Source organism: Actomonas spartinae (assembly GCF_051209155.1).
Taxonomy (GTDB): domain Bacteria; phylum Verrucomicrobiota; class Verrucomicrobiia; order Opitutales; family Opitutaceae; genus Actomonas.
In genome coordinates this window covers 126,565-142,232 of record NZ_JBPJGB010000006.1, presented here as the reverse complement: position 1 = coordinate 142,232, position 15,668 = coordinate 126,565, and the positions used below count along the sequence as shown (strand labels likewise).

Below are 15,668 nucleotides of genomic sequence, written 5' to 3'. Positions count from 1 at the left end.
GCCGTGATCAGTTCGGGGTGGGTTCGGGGCGACGGGCCTCACGCAGGTCCGTCCACCGGGCGGCCTCCGTCGGTTTCTCCCAGCGCGTGTAGAGCTCGATCAGCCAGTCCAGCACCTGGTCCACCCGCTCGGGTCGGATGCGGTCATCCGGATCACCGCGAGCGACCATGCCCTCGTATCTGGAAATCAACCACGGCTCGGCCGCGGCCAGTTGCGCGTGGGCCGAGAAGGTGGCGCCGATGCGCGCGCGGGTGTCGAAGGTGTTCCAACGATCCGGCTGGGTGGCCTCGCGCGCCGCCAACAATCGCTCCACCCGCGCGCGCAACGCCGCATCTTCCCCGCAGGCCTCATCGAGAAAGGCCGCCCGCGCCGCATGGGGCAGGTCGAGGGCGCGCAGGAAAATCGTGTCTTCGTTCTTCAATCGTTAAAGGGGCGGGTCAGATCAGCATGCGCGAAGCGGCGACCGATGATGCCACGGTCGCCGGGCTATCCGGCCCTATTTGGCGTCCTCCCGCAGCTCCTTCATCTTGTCCAGCAGCCAGGCCCGGGCGTAGGTCCAGTCCCGCTTCACCGTGCGCAGCGACACCCCCATGGCGTCGGCCGCTTCTTCGAAAGTGAGGCCCACGAAGTAGCGTTGCTTCACCAAATCGGCGCGGCGCGGGTCCTTCTCCGCCAAGGCGTCCAGGGCGTCGTTGAGGCGCAACAGTTCCTCGTCGTCCGTTTGCCCCACCCCCAGATCGAGCCCGGTCTTGTCGAGCGAGACATGCTCCGCCCCGCCGCCCCGCCGCGCCGCCTGTTTGCGCCGGGCATGATCGATGAGGATGCGGCGCATCGCCTCGGCCGCGGCGGAGAAAAAGTGCCCGCGCCCCTTCCACTGCGGTTGCGCATCGCCCCCCAGCCGCAACCACGCCTCGTGCACGAGGGCGGTGGGTTGAAAGGTGCGCGCGGCCATCTCGCGCGACAGTTTGCCGGCGGCGACCCGACGCAATTCGTCGTAGACCAGCGGCAACAGTTCGCCCGCGGCATCGGCGTCCCCGGCCTCAATTCGTTCGAACAGCGCTGCGAGTTGGGCGTCGTCCACGGCGCGAGAATGTGCGCAGTCCCTTCCGTCGCGGGAAGGAAATTCCGCGGCTAGGGCAATCCCTTGTGAAGCAACCGTCACCCCGCCGTCACCCAATCGACACTTGACCTGACCCGGACGGGCCCTAGCCCCAAAGCCGTCATGCTGCTCGCCTACTTGGACCCCGGAACCGGAAGCGTCATCCTCCAGGCCGTCATTGCCGGTTTCATGGGGGCGCTCTTCGTCGTCAAGTTGGGCTGGGCCAAGATCAAGGCGGGCTTCCGCTCGGTCTTCTCGCGCTCGGACAACAAGGGCGAGCCGTCCGAGGACTGAGGCCCGCGCCGCACCGATGGCGTTCACGCGCGAACCCTCCTCCTTCCGCGACCCCAGCGGCTTCGTCTTCACGCGGGATGGCGAGCTGCTTCGCGCGGTGCACGCCGACTACCTGCCGACCCTGCGCCAACTCACCGAATCCGGCCTGCAGGCCGCGCTCCATGAAGCCGGTCTCCTGATTGCCCACCGCGAGGTCCCGGCGCCCGCCGACCTGCCCGACGGGTTCACCACCGTGATCGCCCCGGCACGCGTGCCCTTCGTTTCCTACCCTTACGAATGGTCCTTCTCCGCGCTCAAGGATGCCGCGCTCGCCACCCTGCGCATTCAGGAGCTCGCCCTCGACCACGGCATGACGCTCAAGGACGCGACCGCCTACAACATCCAGTTCGTCGATGGCCGCCCCGTGCTCATCGACACCCTGTCCTTCGATGCCTACGCCAAGGGCACGCCGTGGGTCGCCTACCGGCAGTTCTGCCAACATTTCCTCGCGCCGCTCGCGCTCATGGCCAAACGCCACATCGCCCTCGGCAGCCTGAGTCGGGACCACATCGACGGCGTGCCCTTGGAGGTCGCCGCCGAACTCCTGCCCTGGTCCACCCGCTTCAACCTCGGCCTGCTCACCCACATCCGGCTGCACGCACGCCAACAGCGCCGCCACGGCATGAATACATCCGCTGGCACGAAGCCGCCCCGCGTGAGCGAACTCGGCCTGCGCGGCATCCTCGACAGCCTGCGCTCGACCATCACCAAACTCACCTGGCAACCGGCCGGCACGGAGTGGGCCGACTATTACGACCACACCAACTACAGCGACACCGCCTTCACCGCCAAACGCGACGCCGTCGCCGCGCTCATCGCCCGCGTGCAACCGCAGACCGTGTGGGACCTCGGCGCCAACGAAGGCGTCTTCAGCCGCCTCGCCGCCGAGGCCGGCGCTCAAACCGTGGCCTTCGACATCGACCCGGCGGCGGTGGAGAAAAACTACCGCCGCGTGCGCGCGAAAAAGGAGGCGCGCCTGCTGCCGCTCGTGCTCGACCTGACGAACCCCTCACCCGCGCTCGGCTGGGCCAACCGCGAACGCCGTTCCCTTGCCCAACGCGGACCGGTCGACCTCGTGATGGCGCTCGCGCTGGTGCACCATCTGGCGATCTCCAACAACGTCCCCCTGCGCCTGATCGCCCAAACGCTGGCCGAACTCGGCCGCCACCTGCTCATTGAGTTCGTGCCGAAGACCGACTCCCAGGTCCGCCACCTCCTCGCCTCGCGCCCCGACATCTTTCCGGACTATCACCTTGCCGGGATGAAGGCCGCGCTGGAGCCGCACTTCGACCTCCTCGCCGAAGAACCTGTCGCCGGCTCCGACCGCACCCTGTTGCTCGCCCGCGCACGGGCGCAAAACTGATCCCCTGTAGCCGGGGTCGGTGACCCCGGTGCGTTACCCTCCCACCGAATTCCCGGGGTCAGCGACCCCGGCTACAGTTGCGTCGAAATCAATTCGCGTCTTCGCGATCGACGTCAGTGATAGCGAGGCGGGTTTCGGTCGATGTGATAGACCTGTAGCTCGTCGTGCCCATCCCGGTTGTAATAGACGCGATACGTTTCGGTCCAATTTGGAGTCTGCTTGTGCCGAGCGGAGCGACCTCGAACCTGATAAGTGAAATAGCCGTCGTTCTCGTCCGTCGACCACATGGGAATCTCTGTATTCACACCCCTTCGGCTACGAAGGTTATTGGTCAGCGGCTCAATGCTTCGAACCCACGTGAAGTCCTCCTCCAAATACGGCGATTGCTCGAGCGCTTCGCGGGTCACCGCTTCCTCCGCTTGGATCGCCAGCACCACGCGCGGGTAAAAGAACACTGCGGCGAAGCCCACCGCCAAAAGCACGAACGTTTGGAGCAGGTGCTTCTGGTAGCCCATGTCGGCCTTCGGGGGTCTGGCGAGCGAGGTCACTCCGGTCTGTTTGGGTTGGGCGACACGCGTCACCTGGCTCCACGTTTCGCCTCCAGTTCTATCTCCATCTCGGCCTGTGTTTTTCCGGCCATCTCCTTGGGCCACAGCACCACGACGTCGCTGGGATTCTGATTTCCGTCCCGGACGAGCCACGCATAAAGCAGCCGACCCGAGCGCGGATCGAACAACATCACACATTGCTCTGCGGTCTCCACCTCGACATCGAACGCGATCATGGGGAGAGCGATCGCTGAGCGCGCAACGTAACCCACCCTGGATTCGATATCCTTGATTGTTGTGTTTGGGGGCAGCGCTCGGATTTCCGCAAGCGTGAGGAGACCCGACGGAACCTCAGGTCGCTCAGGCTCTTCTGCCCGCACCCATGCAAAGAGGAGGGCCAACAAGCCCATGCCCAGGACCTTCATAAGGGGCGATTCCACGGAATATACATCACGGTGTTCCGCGTGATCATCACTTCTTCGCTGGCGGGGCGAGCTTCTCCACGAACGACCAATCGCGATCGTCCCAGACGTCGCCTGCAACCCGCCAGAGCGAGATTGGGCTGACATAGTCGCTCTGCTCCTTGGACCAACGCATGGCACCGTAGTAGCGAGGACGGGAAGGGTCGACGGCTGGCTCCGTTTCGGCCTCCAGCAGGGGCACGCCGGTGAACTCTGGATGCGCGTTCATCGCCGGCCGCCGGGAGGGCTCCGCGCCCACCGCGGCCAGCACGGTGGCCGGCACATCAATCGCCGACGCCGGGGTGTCAACGCGTTGCAAGGGTCCGTGCGCCCCGAAGGGTTTGATCAACAGCAACGGTGCCCCGCGCGCCTTGTCGCGTTGGAAGCTGCCGCGCGACGACACGGCATCGAGCTGCCGGCTCGCTTCGCCCGAGCCGGGATTGAGAAACAGCTCCGGCTTCCGCCCGCTGCCATGATCGCCGACGATCACGATCATGGTCTGGTCGTAGAGGTCGCGCGACTTCAGCACCTTGATGAAGGACAACATCATCTTCGCGTAGGCTTCGGCGTGTCCGCTGAACGCCTCGCGGGTGTAGGGATACTGGCCGCGCACCAGGTTGCGGTCGAATTTCACCGGCACGTGGATGCCGGTGAGGTGAAAGAACTTGAAGGTCGGCTGCGGCGCGTCCTGCCGCATGAAGTGCCGCTCGCTGCCGGGATTGCGGGTGAACTCGATGAGGTGCCAGTCGATCGTGTCATTGGCGCCAAGCTCGGCGGAGGCGCTGTTCTCATCGGTCTGGTCGTCGCTGCGCACCGCCCGGCTCAGGCGACCCTCCGAGCCGTCGTGCGCCCAGCGTTTGGCAAAGTGCGGCAGGCAGCGAAACCACGCGAGATCCAGCACCCGCGCGAGTTCCTGCAGCTTCACCAGGCGCGGCACCGGACGTTGCTTGAAGTTGCTCGCCACCTCCTCGCGATAGTAGACGGCCTCGTTGGCGAATCCGCGCCATGGATACACCTCGGCCCGGTAGCCCGCCTGCTGCATGAGCACCGGCAACGACTCCTCCAGGTAAGCCTCGCGCAGGAAGGCGGCCCGCGTCTGCTGGTTGTCGTAGATGCGCCCGGTCAGGATCGCCGGCACCGCAAATTCGGTGAAGTTGAACCCGGCCAGGGTGTTCGGGTAGTAGCGGAACCCGTCGAAGGCTTCGGCATACTCCGGCTTCGGCGCAACCGCCTCGGCGAAGATGTCGGTCTGGTATTCGTCGACGAGCAACACCACCACGTTGCGCTCGGGCGAAAACTGAAAGCGGTCCTCCTTCTCGACGTAGTAACCCTTGAAGAAATCCAACTCCGTGCCGCGCGCTTGGTTGGCCGCGACGAGCAGCGACATTCCCTGCATCGCCACCAGCGCCGCCGCCGCCGTGCCCGCGTGACGATGCAGCCGCGGCGCCTGCCACCAGGCCAGGCCCAGCCCGACCAACCACAGGGCCGCGTCGATGAGGTCACGCCCGCGGTAGGCCGCCCAATCAATCTCGCTCCCGTCCATCACTTCGTGTCGCCAAACCAGCAGGTGGGCGTGCACCCACAGCAGTAAGGTGCCCACCAGCACCAGCGCCACCGCGCGCTCGCGCCAAGGTCCGCGCAGGCACCACAGCAGCGCCGCGCCCAGCAGGCTCACCCCGACCGCCGGCCCCAGCGGCCACAGGAGGGCTTCGCCAAGATAGAGGAGCAGATCGGAACGGTTCCCCAGAAACACTTCGGTTGGAATCAGAACCAAGGCCGTCAGGCTCAGCGCCAAACACACCCACCACGGCGTCCAATCGATTCCGCGGTTTCGTTTCTCTTGTCGCGCTTCGTCGCTCATCGGTCGCGGATGGTATGGGGTGACCGACAGCGCCGCGCCAAGCCTGGAGTGATCGTTGCCTAACGTTGCCCAAGACCTCGATTGCCGCAGAGGCGCGTTTCCCGCAACGTCCCGGTCCCCATGACGATCCCGCCCATCCCCCGCCTGTTGCTGGCGCTCGCCACCTTGGCGGCGCCGCTTTTCGCCCAAGACCTGCAACCCGTCCAACGTCCGACCGCCCAAGGCACCGTCGAGGGCCTGCTCAGCGCCGACGGCAAGGTGCAGCTCTTCAAAGGCATCCCCTACGCCGCCCCGCCCGTGGGCGACCTGCGCTGGCAACCCCCGCAGCCGCCGGCCTCGTGGGAGGGCGTTCGCCCCGCCCATGACTTCGCGCCGCGCGCCATGCAGAAGCAGATCTGGCCCGATATGTTCTTCTTCGACGAAGGCCCCAGCGAGGACTGCCTCTACCTCAACGTCTGGGTGCCGACCGACGCGGGCGACAAACCGCTTCCCGTCATGTTCTGGATTCACGGCGGCGGCTTCATCGCCGGTGGCAGCAGTGAGCCGCGCCAGGAGGGCAGCCAACTCGCGCAGGAGGGCGTGATCGTTGTTTCGCTCAACTACCGCATGGGCGTCTTCGGTTTTATGGCTCACCCTGAGCTCGCCGCCGAGTCCCCGGCCGGCGCCGCCGGCAACTACGGTCTGCTCGACATGGTCGCCGCGCTCAAATGGGTGCAGGCCAACATCGCTGGCTTCGGCGGTGATCCCGCGAAGGTCACGATCTTCGGCGAATCCGCCGGCTCCATGGCGGTGAGCGCCCTCATGGCCTCGCCCGAGGCCCGCGGCCTCTTCCACCGGGCCATCGGTCAAAGTGGCAGCGCGCTCGGCGGCGCCCTGCCTTCGCTGACCGATTCCGCCGCCGCCGGCGCCGACTTTGCCACCGCCATCGGCGCCGCCGACCTCGCGGCCCTGCGCGCGATGCCCGCCGACGAGCTCCTCGACAAGGCCATGGAGCATGGCCGCTTCCGTCCCAACCTCGACGGCCTGTTTTTCACCGCCCAACCCGCGGTCGTCTTTGCCCGCGGCGAACAGGCCCCCGTGCCCTTGCTCGCCGGCTGGAACCTCGACGAAGGCGGCCCGTGGACCCTGCTGGGCCGCGCCGAACCCACCCTCGCCAACCTCCACCTCGCCGCCGCCGAACGCTTCGGCATCTTCGCCGAGCGCTTCCTCGCCGCGTATTCAGCATCCAATGACGCCGAGGCCGCCCGCGCCGCCGCCGACTACGGGGGCGACCGCTTCATCGCCACCAGCACCTGGAAGTGGTTGGAGGAACACGGCCGCACCACGGAGCAACCGGTCTACCGCTACCGCTTCGATCGTCTCGTGCCCTTGAATCCCGATCTTTCCCGTCCCGGCCAGCAGCCCAGCGCCGCCCACTCCTGGGACATCGAATACGTCTTCAACGTGCTCGACTCGAAGAACGCCCCCTGGACCGAGGTCGACCGCGCTCTCGCCGACCAGATGTCCACCTACTGGGCCAACTTCGCCAAACACGGCGACCCCAACGGCGACGGCCTGCCCGCCTGGCCCGCCTACACCGCGGCCAACGACCACCCCGTCATGCACCTCGCGCCCGAGCTCAGCGTCACTTTCGACGATCATCGCGCGCGCTACGAGTTCCAGACGGATCCGTCGGTGATCTTCGTGCCCGACTGGACCCTCGCCGGCTCCGCCATCCATCAACAGGTGCCGCCACCCGAGGGCTTCACCCGCCCCAGCGTCGTGCTCGATCAACCGCTCGGCGTCTTCGAGGGTCAGGCCGATATTGGCGGCCCCTTCCTGCCCGGCCGCGCCAGCTACGACGACGCCCTCGACAGCTACTCGATCACTTCGGCCAGCTCCAACATCTGGTATTTCCGCGACGAGTTCCGCTACCTGTGGAAACAAATGGACGGCGACGTGACCCTCGCCGCCGACGTGCGTTTCCCCAAAGGCGAAGGCTACTTCGACCGCAAGGCCGTGCTCGTCATCCGCCAGGATCTCGACGACGACAGCAAACAGATCATGAGCGCCCTCCATGGCGGCGGCCTCGTCCACCTCGCCTACCGCGCCGAAAAGGGCGCCAACATGGCCGAGGCCGAGCACATCGAGACCGACTACTCCCGCCTGCGCCTCGGTATCCAAAAAGCGGGCACGCAGTTCACCCTGTGGGCCAGCTTCGACGGCGAGCCGATGCACCAGCTCGGCGAACCCTTCGAACTCGCCTTCGACGGCCCGTTCTACGTCGGCATCGGTTTCTGCTCCCACCAGCCGCTCACCTACGACAGCACGGTCGTCTCCGACGTGGTGCTTGAGAACGAAGCCGGCGCCTGGCGCTAGGATCCGTTGGCAAGTGGCCGGAGCCTCCGCCAACCCGGTCGAGCGCGGGCTCGACGGGTCGGCGAGCATCGGTTGGGCTCCGGCGCATGCTGCATCCCTGGGCAACCACCGCCTCCCGCATCATCCATCGCGACCGCTGGATCCACCTCCGCGCCGACACCTGCCGGCGCCACGACGGGTTGATCATCGACCCCTTCTACGTGTTGGAGAAACCCGACTTCGTGCACGTGCTGCCGGTGCTGGAGGACGGCCGCCTGCTGCTCGTGCGCCAATGGCGCCACGGCGGCAGCACCTTCTCGCTCGAACTACCGGGCGGCCTGCTCGACGCCGGTGAAACGCCCGAAGCAGGCGCGCGGCGCGAGCTGCTCGAAGAGTGCGGCGCTCGCGGGACGGACTGGCGGCACCTCAAAACCTTCTTCCCCAACCCGGCCCGCCAGAACAACCAGTTCCATGCCTTCCTCGCGCGCGGCGTGACCCGGATCGGCGAGCAAAAGCTCGACGAAAGCGAGCAGATCGAAATCCACACCCTGACCGTCGCCGAGGTCGACGAGGCCATCGCCCACGGCGAGTTCAACCAGGGCAACCACATCGCCGCCTACCTGCTGGCGCGGCCACATTTGGTCTAGGACGGGGTAAAACCATTGGCCGAAGCGCGAGACAGTGGACGCACGCGGTCGGGGACGACCGCGTCCACCCTGCTGCCGCTCGACGGCGGACGTCGGCCTCCGGACGTCGTTTTGGCCGTCCGCCGATAGCGGGCGCTGCGTTGCCTCTCCGCCGCGGCACATCGCCCACCACCCCGGTGCGTCAGCTTTTCGTCACATCGACTTGGCCACGGCGGGCGAAGCGCCTAGCTTCCGCCCATGCCCCACCCCAGTCGTCGCGATTTCCTGCGCTCCGGCGCCCTTGCCTCCTCCTTGTTGTGGGCCGGTTGCCAAACCCGGACCGGCTCACCCGCCACCAACGCAAGCGCCAGCGCGGCCTCCACCAACTCCGCCGATCGCGTGCGGCTCGCCATCGTCGGCATCGGCAATCGCGGCCAACAGGTCATCGAGGCCTTCAATGACACCGGCCTCGTCACCTTCACCACCGCCTGCGACGTCCACCTCGACGGACCACACTGCATTGAGCCCAAGCAGATCCTTGGCGACATCCCGTATTACGCCGATTTCCGCGAGATGCTCGCCGAGCAAGCCGGCAACATCGACGGCGTCGTCATCGCCACGCCCGACTTCTCCCACTTCCCCGTCGCCATGGCGGCGATGGCCGCCGGCAAACACGTCTACGTGGAGAAGCCCCTCGCCCAGACTTTTGCCGAAGTTGATCTGCTCATTGAGCAAGCCGAACGCACCGGCGTGGTCACGCAGATGGGCAACCAAGGGCACTCCGGCCCCAACTATTTTCAGTTCAAGGCCTGGTCCGAGGCCGGCGTCATCAAGGACATCACCCGCATCGACGCCTTCATGAACTCGCCGCGCCGTTGGCACGGTTGGACGGTCGACGGCTACGACCATCAACCGATCCCCGCCGGCCTCGATTGGGACCTCTGGCATGTCGGCCGCCCGGTGCAGGCCTTCAGCGAACGCCTGCATCCCGGCAACTGGCGCAGTTGGTTCGAATACGGTGACGGCGCCTTCGGCGATTGGGCACCCCACATTCTGGACACGGCGCACCGCTTCCTCGATCTCGGCCTGCCCGAGACCATCGAGGCGGTGAAACGCGACGGTCCCAACGACTTCATCTTCCCGCAGGCGACCACGATTCGCTTTGGTTTTCCGGCGCGCGCGGCGCACCCGGCCTGCGACGTGTTCTGGTATGACGGAGTGGAGAACCTGCCCGACCTGCCGCCCGAGGAAACCGTGGGTGCCGAGCGTGCGCGCAACGGCAAATACCTCTACTCGGCCAACGGCACCGTCTTCCGCGGCGGCACCCACAGCGCGACGCTGCGCATCATCCCCGCCGAAAAAATGCGCGAGCTCGGACCCAGCCTGCCCAAGTTCTCGCAGAAGAACAGCGACCACTTCGCCAACTTCGCGCTGGCGTGTATGGGCCAAGAGGAGACGCGCTCGCCGTTCCACATCTCGGGCCCGCTGTCGCAGGTCTTCATCCTTGGCTGCATCGCCCAACGCCTCGGCGGCACGCTGAAGTTCGACCGCGCCCAACGCCGCTTCGTCGACCACCCCATCGCCAACGCCCTGCTGAGCGGCCCGCCGCCGCGCCGCGGTTGGGAAGCATGCTATCGGGTGTGACCGACCATGCAAAAACCCTGACATCAGTCTATCGAGTAGCAAAATTTCAATAACAACAAACTAAGGGCTCTTCCTTGATTACAACAAATAGAATTATAAATTCGAACACTACCCTTGCGTTGAAGAGTTTGGTTGGTGCATATCTCGAACCGTAAGGCATCACCGGACAATCGACTCTGGTCCAATGATGAATCCAACTGGCCGATTAACCTCGAACAGACATAATTCAATGAACCAGAAATACCCATATTCCCGAAGGGCTATATTTACAAAAGTCGCCTTTCTCGCCACCTTTGCATTTAGCGCTATTGTTCTACACGCACAACAAACCACGATTTCGCTGGGAAATATGTCCATTGAAGGGGACGCTCAAGTCGGTGAAACATTCATCCTACGCATGCCAGGGACTGTTACGTATACCAACAATACATCGGACTGGGTAACTGTAACAATCACCGGGGAGTTTCAGCCTCCGAATCAAGGAACTGTTCCCGGAACTGTTGAGCTTGGCCAGATTCAGGGCCCCAATGTCCCTGATACATCTAACCCGGGAGTTGTGGACATCCCCCCAACCGGTCAACCGACAACGATTCCGTTTACTATTTCCGGGCCGATCTCGCCTGATTCCGCCGGCAACACGACGTTCCCTGGAGAGATGAAAGCCTCAGATGGCGAAAACGATTCTAGCGGTGGAAATTCGATAAATTTGCCGGTGGAGCCCGAAGAGGACGATACTGAACTACAGGACCGAGAAGGTTCCAGCTAGACTTCAATCAAATGGAGGCACTTCCATGAAAATCGGCGCAATTTCAATACTTGCGGCTCTTATCGCCTTAATTGTGGGATTAGCAGTGTGGAACCGTCTGAACTTGGATTCCCAACGCGCTCTCTCGTTGAATACGGATCACGCTAAGTTGGCCGAAACAGAACTCACGACTGACGAAAGCAGTGATGTTGCCCTAAGCAACAGAACTGAAGTTTCCATTCACGCCGTGAATTCAACAAATCGAGTTCAATCGCGAGATTTATCCGACAGTCCTTCTTCAAATAATATTGATTCGCTGGGTCGAACAATTGAAGAAAAGCAGATTGCAGCCCGTGTGCTATCGGTAGTCGGCTTGGACGCAACAGAACTACCCAACTCTACTCGAGTCAGGCTTATACAAAGTATCCAGGAACTGCTGGAAATAAAGTCCCAGTATGAAGCAGGATTAATCAAAAGCTATAAGTTCGAATCCGGCACTCTTGAAATCGATATTCCCACTTACCCTGAAGCAGGCAATATTAGGGAAATGTTCGAGCGTCGAGTTGCTGATACGCTCGCTGGCGTGGCCTCAGAATCCGTGGTCAAAAGAATCGGCGATGCCTCGAATGAACTGTTTGACGACTTTGGCTCATACCGAAAGTCCCTAAAAATCACGCAGATTGAAGATCCCGAAGGTGGAAGTTTCTACAAAATCATCAAGGAGTTTTACCCAAATAACGAAACAAAATTCACCAACAATTCAGTGACACAGGCTCCATTGAAGTATGAAACTTCTATCTTCAAAATCGAAGATATGGTTTCGGGTGAATATGCCGGAGTCGTCCCAATTATTGAAAAAGTCTTCAAACTGAACATATAACCGTTCCCGAAGCTTACTTCGACCGCGCCCAACGCCGCTTCGTCGATCACCCCATCGCCAACGCCCTGCTCAGCGGTCCGCCGCCCCGGCGCGGTTGGGAAGCGTGCTACCGCATCTGAGCGGACGGCGCCCACCCGCACCGGCGCCGTGGCCAAACTATATTCATCGCAAACGGTTCACCGGGGAACGGCTTGACCGTGCCTCGCCTCTAAACCGGCGATTAGTGTCGAGCACCTCGCGCGGCGGCGTTATGTCTTCCTCCGCCGTCGAGCGGGATCTCCTCCATGGGCCCACGCCCGTGGCGATGACGTCTCCGTCCGCGCAGGATTCCCTGCGAGACGGCGGCCGGCGCAACGACCGCCCGCGTCGGCAGTCACCGCCCTCCCCATGCCCGCCAAACAAATTCTCTTCGACGCCAACGCCCGCCACAAAGCGCTGCGCGGAGTCCGCCAACTGGCGCAGGCGGTCAAGGCCACCTACGGACCCGCCGGCCGCAACGTCGCAATCGACCGGCGTCACCGCCCGCCGATCCTTACCAAGGACGGCGTCTCCGTGGCCGCCGAAATCGAACTGCCCGATCCGTTCGAAAACCTCGCCCTGCAGCTGGTGAAACAGGCCGCCGCAGCCACCTCCCGCGAGGCCGGCGACGGCACCACCACCGCCATCGTGCTGGCCGAGGCGATCTTCCAGCACGGGTTGCGCCACGTGACCGCCGGCTGCGATCCCATCCCCCTCAAGCGTGGTATCGAAAAAGCGGTGACAGCAGCGGTGGCGGTGCTCGCGCTGATCGCGCGACCGCTCCTCCACCGCGCGGATTTTCAACACATCGCCACCGTCTCGGCCAACGGCGACCCGGTTCTCGGCGACTTGATCGCCACTGCCCTCGATCGCGTCGGTCGCGACGGGGCCGTGACCATCGAGGCCGGCCGCGGCATGAGCTCCGTCCTCGACGTCGTCGACGGCATGCAGTTCGACCGCGGTTATGTTTCCAGCTACTTTGCCACCTCGGCCGCCACCCTCGAGGCCCGCCTGGAGGACGCCTACGTGCTGGTCCTGGAGCAACAGCTGTCGCACCTGCACCACCTGCTGCCACTGCTGCAGGCGGTGGTCGTCGCCGGCAGACCGCTGCTCATCATCGCTCCGGACGTCGTCGGCGAAGCCCTCTCGACGTTGTTGGCCAACCTACGCCGGCGCACCCTGCTAGTCTGCGCCGTGATGGCACCGGGCTACGGCGAACAACGGCGCGAGCAACTCGCCGATGTCGCCATCCTCTGCGGTTGCCAGCCGGTGACTACCGAGACCGGCGCCCGACTCGAGGACCTCACCCTCGCGGATCTCGGGCAGGCTCGGCACGTCACCGTGGGCGCGGAGACCACCCTCATCCGCGAAGGCGCCGGTGCCGGCGAAGCCGTCCGGTCCCGGGCCCGGGACCTGCACCGGCAGATCGACGCCGCGGCGGCCGGCACCGACCTCGCCCACCTGCGTCTGCGCCTCGCCCGACTGGTCGGCGGCGTCGCCGTATTGCGCATCGGCGCGGCCACCGAACTCGAACAACACGAAACCATGACCCGCGCCGAAGACGCCCTGCAGGCCACCCGCGCGGCCGCCCTCGAGGGCGTCGTGGCCGGGGGCGGCGTAGCCTTGCTGCGCTGCCGGGCCGCGATCGCCGAACTGGATCTTTGCGCCGCGGAGGCCATCGGTGCGAGCATCGTGAGCCAGGCGCTCTCGGCGCCGCTTCGCGTGCTGTGCGCAAACGCCGGGCTGGAGCCAGGCCCGATCGTCCATCAGGTGGCGAAGGCCACCGGCGGTCACGGCTTCAACGTGGCGACCGGCCGATTCGAGGACCTTTTCGCCGCCGGTATCATCGACCCGGCCAAAGTCACCCGGGTGGCGCTGCAAAACGCCGCCTCCATCGCCAGCCTGCTGCTCACCACCGCCGGCCTACTGGCGGAAATCCCGGCCGACGGACCGGTGGCCAGCCGATGACCCGCAACCCACCGTCCCCGCCCTTCCGCTCATGAGACTCTCGATCACCCACCTCATCCGCTACGACTACGACCGCGACGTGAGCTTCATGCCTCACCTCGTGTATCTGCGGCCGCGGGAGAATCCGCTGCTGCATGTCGCCGGATTTGACTTCCGCCTCTCGCCCGCGGCCACGGTCAGCTGGATGCGCGATGACTTCGACAACCTGCCGGCCTCCCTCCGCTTTGGCGGCACCGGACGCCAGCTCGAAATCGAATCGCACTGCACCGTGACGACCGCAGACCTGCCCCCCTTCGACTTCCTGCTGCGCGACTACGCGGTGTCATTCCCGTTTGAATACGAGCCGCTGCATCGCTTCAACCTGTCGATCTACCTCACTCCGCCGGCCGCGCCGCTGCGGCACCGGTTGCGCCATTGGCTCGCCCAACACTTGCCGGATTCGCCCACCGAAACGGTCGCGTGGCTGGCGGAAGTGAACCGCGTCATCCCCGCCCAGTTGCACTACGCCCGCCGCGAGGCTCCCGGCATCCAGACCGCGTCGGAAACCCTCGACCTCGGCCGCGGCACGTGTCGCGACTACGCCGTCCTGCTGATCGACTGCGCGCGCACCGTGGGCATCGCCGCCCGCTTCGTGAGCGGCTACCAGTTCGACAGCTCCGCCGATCCGGAAAGCCACGGCGACATGCACGCTTGGGTGGAGGTCTTTTTACCGGGCGCCGGCTGGCGCGGACTCGACCCCACACATGGCGTCTTTTGCGACGCGACCTACGTGCCGGTCGCGCACGCGGTGGTGGCCGAAAGTGTCACCCCCGTGCAAGGCGCGGTCGGCAGCGATGCGCAAACCACCGCCACGTTCACGACCACCGTCCACGTGCGTCGCATCGAGGCCGCAACAGCCTGATTCGGATCAACCCTCAAGACGGGAATCACCCTGTCGATCCACCGGGATGGGCACGGGCGCGACCTGGCCCTCGGCCGTTTGCGGCACCGACAACCAATTCGTCACCGTGACCACGCCACGAACCTCCCGCGCCAGTTGGGTGATGTGTTCCTTTTCCGCCTCGCTGCGCGCCAGGCCGGTGATGAGCACCGCGCCATCCAGGGTGGAAAGCGCGATCGACTGCGGCTGGACGGCGGGGGTCTGGCGGATGGCGTGGCGGAGCTGGCTGGTGATCGACGCGTCGTCGATCGGCCCGTCCCAGAACCGGCGCGCCACCGGGGCGTCGGACACCTTGATCTGATCAACGACCGCCTTCACGCCGCTGATCTGCGCGGCGTAACGGACCGTGAGCGCTTTCTGCTCCGCAGTCTCCGCGGTCCCGGTGAGCGTTGCCACGCCCTCGCGCACCACGACCTGCGTGGTCTCCGGATTCACGTCGGCCTTTACCATCAACAGCAATTCGATGTGACGCGCCATCCAGCCATCGGAGAACTCGTTCAACCATGGCTTCACCTCGATCCGGTTGACCACCCGATTGACGCCGGGATGGGAAAGCGCGGTTTCTTCGGCCAGGGTCCTGGTGGTCTCGTCCTCGGCCCGGCCGGTCAAGGTCGCCACCTCGCCGCTCACCCGCACATCGACATGACTGCGCAGCACCATGCGGTAGTTGAAGGATGATTTGATGTCCCTCTCGACATCGCCAGCGCCGGCGGCGGAAACCAAGGAGGCCGGCAACACCAAGGAAACGAACAGCAGGGAGCGGAGGAGAAAAAACGGTTTCATAAATAGGCAAAGAAGGGCGCACTCGGCGCGGTGATGGCGGTGGCGCCAGCAGGGGTGGGACA

At 64.8% G+C, this 15,668-nt stretch carries 15 protein-coding genes; 9 read left to right on the top strand and 6 right to left on the bottom strand.

Annotated elements, in window-relative coordinates:
- Window positions 1-7 precede the first annotated feature (7 nt).
- Window positions 8-421 carry a hypothetical protein gene (locus tag AC0MRV_RS20255; protein WP_472766340.1) on the bottom strand — a complete coding sequence of 138 codons (414 nt, stop codon included), beginning with the start codon at window positions 419-421 and terminating at the stop codon, window positions 8-10.
- A 75-nt stretch (window positions 422-496) separates the two neighbouring features.
- Window positions 497-1,081, bottom strand: coding sequence for a sigma-70 family RNA polymerase sigma factor (locus AC0MRV_RS20250; protein WP_472766339.1), 585 nt, complete (start codon window positions 1,079-1,081; stop codon window positions 497-499).
- Between the two features lie 141 nt (window positions 1,082-1,222).
- Here AC0MRV_RS20250 and AC0MRV_RS20245 point away from each other — a divergent pair, with 141 nt between their 5' ends.
- Window positions 1,223-1,393, top strand: a complete 171-nt coding sequence (locus AC0MRV_RS20245) for a hypothetical protein (protein ID WP_472766338.1) — start codon at window positions 1,223-1,225, stop codon at window positions 1,391-1,393.
- Between the two features lie 16 nt (window positions 1,394-1,409).
- Window positions 1,410-2,795, top strand: coding sequence for a class I SAM-dependent methyltransferase (locus AC0MRV_RS20240; RefSeq protein WP_472766337.1), 1,386 nt, complete (start codon window positions 1,410-1,412; stop codon window positions 2,793-2,795).
- Between the two features lie 113 nt (window positions 2,796-2,908).
- Here AC0MRV_RS20240 and AC0MRV_RS20235 read toward each other — a convergent pair whose 3' ends face one another.
- The 3 genes from AC0MRV_RS20235 to AC0MRV_RS20225 are packed head-to-tail and all read right to left on the bottom strand — an operon-like array spanning window position 2,909 to window position 5,665.
- Window positions 2,909-3,343 carry a hypothetical protein gene (locus tag AC0MRV_RS20235; protein WP_472766336.1) on the bottom strand — a complete coding sequence of 145 codons (435 nt, stop codon included), beginning with the start codon at window positions 3,341-3,343 and terminating at the stop codon, window positions 2,909-2,911.
- A gap of 29 nt (window positions 3,344-3,372) precedes the next feature.
- Window positions 3,373-3,768: a hypothetical protein gene (locus AC0MRV_RS20230; protein WP_472766335.1), complete on the bottom strand. Its 396-nt coding sequence runs from the start codon at window positions 3,766-3,768 to the stop codon at window positions 3,373-3,375.
- Between the two features lie 46 nt (window positions 3,769-3,814).
- On the bottom strand, window positions 3,815-5,665 hold the full coding sequence (locus AC0MRV_RS20225) for a sulfatase-like hydrolase/transferase (protein ID WP_472766334.1): 1,851 nt from the start codon (window positions 5,663-5,665) through the stop codon (window positions 3,815-3,817).
- Between the two features lie 120 nt (window positions 5,666-5,785).
- Here AC0MRV_RS20225 and AC0MRV_RS20220 point away from each other — a divergent pair, with 120 nt between their 5' ends.
- The 7 genes from AC0MRV_RS20220 (at window position 5,786) to AC0MRV_RS20190 (ending at window position 14,784) form a co-directional block, all read left to right on the top strand.
- Complete coding sequence (locus AC0MRV_RS20220) at window positions 5,786-8,023, top strand: carboxylesterase/lipase family protein (protein ID WP_472766333.1); 2,238 nt, start codon at window positions 5,786-5,788, stop codon at window positions 8,021-8,023.
- 86 nt (window positions 8,024-8,109) lie between these two features.
- The gene (locus AC0MRV_RS20215) at window positions 8,110-8,649 is read left to right on the top strand and encodes an NUDIX hydrolase (protein ID WP_472766332.1); all 540 of its coding nucleotides are present in this window, start codon (window positions 8,110-8,112) and stop codon (window positions 8,647-8,649) included.
- A 237-nt stretch (window positions 8,650-8,886) separates the two neighbouring features.
- Window positions 8,887-10,272: a Gfo/Idh/MocA family oxidoreductase gene (locus AC0MRV_RS20210; protein ID WP_472766331.1), complete on the top strand. Its 1,386-nt coding sequence runs from the start codon at window positions 8,887-8,889 to the stop codon at window positions 10,270-10,272.
- 229 nt (window positions 10,273-10,501) lie between these two features.
- Window positions 10,502-11,038, top strand: coding sequence for a hypothetical protein (locus AC0MRV_RS20205; RefSeq protein ID WP_472766330.1), 537 nt, complete (start codon window positions 10,502-10,504; stop codon window positions 11,036-11,038).
- A gap of 25 nt (window positions 11,039-11,063) precedes the next feature.
- Window positions 11,064-11,897: a hypothetical protein gene (locus AC0MRV_RS20200; RefSeq protein ID WP_472766329.1), complete on the top strand. Its 834-nt coding sequence runs from the start codon at window positions 11,064-11,066 to the stop codon at window positions 11,895-11,897.
- Window positions 11,898-12,284: 387 nt separating this feature from the next.
- Window positions 12,285-13,883 carry a chaperonin GroEL gene (groL, locus tag AC0MRV_RS20195; RefSeq protein WP_472766328.1) on the top strand — a complete coding sequence of 533 codons (1,599 nt, stop codon included), beginning with the start codon at window positions 12,285-12,287 and terminating at the stop codon, window positions 13,881-13,883.
- 31 nt (window positions 13,884-13,914) lie between these two features.
- Window positions 13,915-14,784, top strand: a complete 870-nt coding sequence (locus AC0MRV_RS20190) for a transglutaminase family protein (protein ID WP_472766327.1) — start codon at window positions 13,915-13,917, stop codon at window positions 14,782-14,784.
- 6 nt (window positions 14,785-14,790) lie between these two features.
- On the opposite strand, the gene AC0MRV_RS20185 is transcribed toward AC0MRV_RS20190, so the two are convergent.
- Window positions 14,791-15,606: a BON domain-containing protein gene (locus AC0MRV_RS20185; RefSeq protein ID WP_472766326.1), complete on the bottom strand. Its 816-nt coding sequence runs from the start codon at window positions 15,604-15,606 to the stop codon at window positions 14,791-14,793.
- Window positions 15,607-15,668: the final 62 nt, after the last annotated feature.

What these genes read in the sequence shown, in the direction of transcription:
- AC0MRV_RS20245 (WP_472766338.1), top strand. Translation starts at nt 1,223, where the DNA reads ATGCTGCTCGCCTACTTGGACCCCGGAACCGGAAGCGTCATCCTCCAG.
- groL (WP_472766328.1), top strand. Translation starts at nt 12,285, where the DNA reads ATGCCCGCCAAACAAATTCTCTTCGACGCCAACGCCCGCCACAAAGCG.
- AC0MRV_RS20185 (WP_472766326.1), bottom strand. Translation starts at nt 15,606, where the DNA reads ATGAAACCGTTTTTTCTCCTCCGCTCCCTGCTGTTCGTTTCCTTGGTG.
- AC0MRV_RS20225 (WP_472766334.1), bottom strand. Translation starts at nt 5,665, where the DNA reads ATGAGCGACGAAGCGCGACAAGAGAAACGAAACCGCGGAATCGATTGG.
- AC0MRV_RS20215 (WP_472766332.1), top strand. Translation starts at nt 8,110, where the DNA reads ATGCTGCATCCCTGGGCAACCACCGCCTCCCGCATCATCCATCGCGAC.
- AC0MRV_RS20205 (WP_472766330.1), top strand. Translation starts at nt 10,502, where the DNA reads ATGAACCAGAAATACCCATATTCCCGAAGGGCTATATTTACAAAAGTC.
- AC0MRV_RS20240 (WP_472766337.1), top strand. Translation starts at nt 1,410, where the DNA reads ATGGCGTTCACGCGCGAACCCTCCTCCTTCCGCGACCCCAGCGGCTTC.
- AC0MRV_RS20210 (WP_472766331.1), top strand. Translation starts at nt 8,887, where the DNA reads ATGCCCCACCCCAGTCGTCGCGATTTCCTGCGCTCCGGCGCCCTTGCC.
- AC0MRV_RS20200 (WP_472766329.1), top strand. Translation starts at nt 11,064, where the DNA reads ATGAAAATCGGCGCAATTTCAATACTTGCGGCTCTTATCGCCTTAATT.
- AC0MRV_RS20220 (WP_472766333.1), top strand. Translation starts at nt 5,786, where the DNA reads ATGACGATCCCGCCCATCCCCCGCCTGTTGCTGGCGCTCGCCACCTTG.
- AC0MRV_RS20230 (WP_472766335.1), bottom strand. Translation starts at nt 3,768, where the DNA reads ATGAAGGTCCTGGGCATGGGCTTGTTGGCCCTCCTCTTTGCATGGGTG.
- AC0MRV_RS20190 (WP_472766327.1), top strand. Translation starts at nt 13,915, where the DNA reads ATGAGACTCTCGATCACCCACCTCATCCGCTACGACTACGACCGCGAC.